Annotated in this window: 2 protein-coding genes; both read left to right on the forward strand. The window is 67.1% G+C overall.

Annotated features, from left to right (window positions below; translation table 11 throughout):
• Positions 1–320: 320 nt before the first annotated feature.
• The gene (locus AC3XYG_RS07365; protein WP_489139160.1) at positions 321–1886 is read left to right on the forward strand and encodes a glycosyltransferase family protein; all 1566 of its coding nucleotides are present in this window, start codon (positions 321–323) and stop codon (positions 1884–1886) included.
• Between the two features lie 150 nt (positions 1887–2036).
• On the forward strand, positions 2037–2740 hold a 704-nt coding region (locus tag AC3XYG_RS07370; protein WP_489139161.1), incomplete at its 3' end, for a rod shape-determining protein.

The following is a 2740-nucleotide window of genomic DNA, read 5'->3' on the forward strand; positions in this document are numbered from 1 at the left end:
GCGCGCGCATCCCGTCGCGCATCCCCAAGCACCGCAGCACGCCGCGCCATCTCGCACCCCGCAATTTACCCGACAGCGCGCCTCTTGAATCATTCCCAGAACGCCCTCGCTAACGAAATCCGAAATGTGTGAACCCCGTAGGGTTTTAATCCCGGGTGGCCCACCGCAGGTCGGGGCGATTGCCGTTCCGGCCACCGGGGACAAAGTCTGAACAAGATTGTGGTTATGATGCTTTTTGTAGAATTTACCGGACGAAAACGGCGTTGCCGGTGTTATAGGCAGCATCACACTATTATTTGATTGGCGCGATTCGGGACGACATGACCGACGACACTGTGGAACACCGCCGGCCGGTCGACCCCTCCGTCGCCGATCGCTACCCAGGCCGACCGGCCGGCGCCGCAGCCTCAGTTGCCCTGCCTTATCCGTCGCGGCCGGGGGTGCTCGACCGCTGGCCCAGCTGGGCGATCGGCCTCGCCGGCCTGATCACCTTCGGGCTGCTGCTGCGCTTCGCCCTGGCCCTGGCCTTCCCGCGCATCCATCACGCCGACGAGCTGTTCCAGTATTACGAACAGGCGCATCGCCTGGCCTTCGGCCGCGGCATCGTGCCGTGGGAATACCGCGATGGCATCCGGTCCTGGGTGCTGCCAGGCATGCTGGCCGGGCTGATGAAGGCGGTGTCCTGGGTCAGCGACGAACCGGCCGCCTATCTCGGCGTCTCGAAGCTGCTGTGGTCGGCCCTCTCGCTCAGCATTCCCGTCGTGGCCTTCCTGTGGGCCCGCCGCGTCTCCGGGCTGACGGCCGGGCTGACCGCCGCCTTCATCGCCACGATCTGGTTCGAACTGATCTACTACGCCCCGACCGCGCTGACCGAATCGATCGCCACCAGCCTGCTGCTGGTCGGTTGCTGGCTGGCCTGGACCGCCGAAACCGGCGACCACCGGCGGCTGATCGCGGCGGGCCTGTTGTTCGGCTTCGTCTTCGTCTTCCGCTTCCACCTGGCGCCGGCGATCCTGACCGCCATCGTCGTCGCCGGCCGCGGCGACTGGCGCGGCCGGATGCGGCCGATGCTGCTGGCCGGGCTGGTGCCGGTGGTGCTGTGCAACGGCCTGCTCGACTGGGCCACGCTCGGCTGGCCGTTCCAATCGGTGCTGAAGAACTTCTGGATCAACATCGTCGAGGAGAAGAGCCGCAGCTTCGGCGTGATGCCGCTCGGCTTCTATTTCCAGGAATACGCGGCGATCTGGTCCTGGTGGCTGTTGCCGATGGCCGCGCTGATCGTGATGGGCGCCCGGGGCCAGCCGATGCTGGTCGCGGTGCCGGTCGCCATCGTGCTGTCGCACACCTTCGTCGCCCATAAGGAATACCGGTTCGTCCTGCCGGCGCTGCCGTTCCTGCTGATCCTCGCGGCACTCGGGACCGAACGTCTGGCCAAGCGACTGTCCGGGGTGTTGCCCGGCCCGCGTTGGGCGCCGCTGGTCGTGCTGTGCGCCGCCTGGCTGCTGGCCTCGGGCCTGCTGTCGGTCAGCGACCGCTGGGCGCCGGAGTGGACGCGGGTCGCGTCCGGCATCGCGGCCGCCGAGGTGCTGCACGACAGCGAGGCGCTGTGCGGCCTCGGCCTGCTGACGCCGTGGTCGGACCTGCCGGGCTACGCCACGCTGCACCGCGACGTGCCGGTGTTCTGGTATGGCGACGACAACAGGCGGTTCTGGCGCGGTGCCGCAGCCTTCAATTACATCATGGCGCGGCCGGACCAGATGCCTGCCAACACCGGCTACCGTCTGGAGAGCTGCCCCGGCGATATCTGCGTCTATCGCCGCCCGGGCCAGTGCGCACCGCCGCGCGATGTCGGCGTCAGCGGGGCGATGGCCGAACACGGCATGTGATTTTGAGGCGAGTCGGGCGTGTCCGACTCTCCCCTTGAGACTCGGAGCAGGCTGGTCTAAAGCAACGCGTCGGCGGGATCGGCCCGCCGTCTCCGCCCCTCGCTCTGGACCCCTCCCAGCCGCGTCCGGCTGACAGGAAATCACAGCCGCATGTTCAATTTTTTCGGTTTCCTCTCCGCCGATATGGCCATCGATCTCGGCACGGCGAACACCCTGGTCTATGTCAAAGGCCGTGGCATCGTCCTGAATGAACCGTCGGTCGTCGCAATTACGACGATTCGTGGCAAGAAGCAGGTTCTGGCGGTTGGCGACGAGGCCAAGCTGATGCTTGGCCGTACGCCGGGCAACATCACCGCCATCCGGCCGCTGCGCGACGGCGTCATCGCCGATTTCGAGGTGGCGGAGGAAATGATCAAGCATTTCATCCGCAAGGTCAGCAACCGGCGCAGCTTCGCGGCGCCTGAGATGATCATCTGCGTGCCGTCGGGGTCGACCGCGGTCGAGCGCCGTGCCATCCAGGAATCGGCCGAGAGCGCCGGCGCCCGCCGGGTCTACCTGATCGAGGAGCCGATGGCGGCGGCGATCGGCGCCGGCCTGCCGGTGACCGAGCCGACCGGCAGCATGGTGGTCGACATCGGCGGCGGCACCACCGAGGTCGCGGTGCTGTCGCTCGGCGGCATCGTCTACTCCCGTTCGGTCCGGGTCGGGGGCGACAAGATGGACGAGGCGATCATCGCGTACATCCGGCGCAACCATAACCTGTTGATCGGCGAAGGCTCGTCCGAGCGGATCAAGAAGGAGATCGGCTCCGCCGCCCCGCCGGAGGATGGCGAGGGCCGCTACATGGAGATCAA

The organism is Inquilinus sp., assembly GCF_057815775.1.

Coding starts and splice junctions, on each gene's coding strand:
- AC3XYG_RS07365 (WP_489139160.1), top strand. CDS start 321: ATGACCGACGACACTGTGGAACACCGCCGGCCGGTCGACCCCTCCGTC.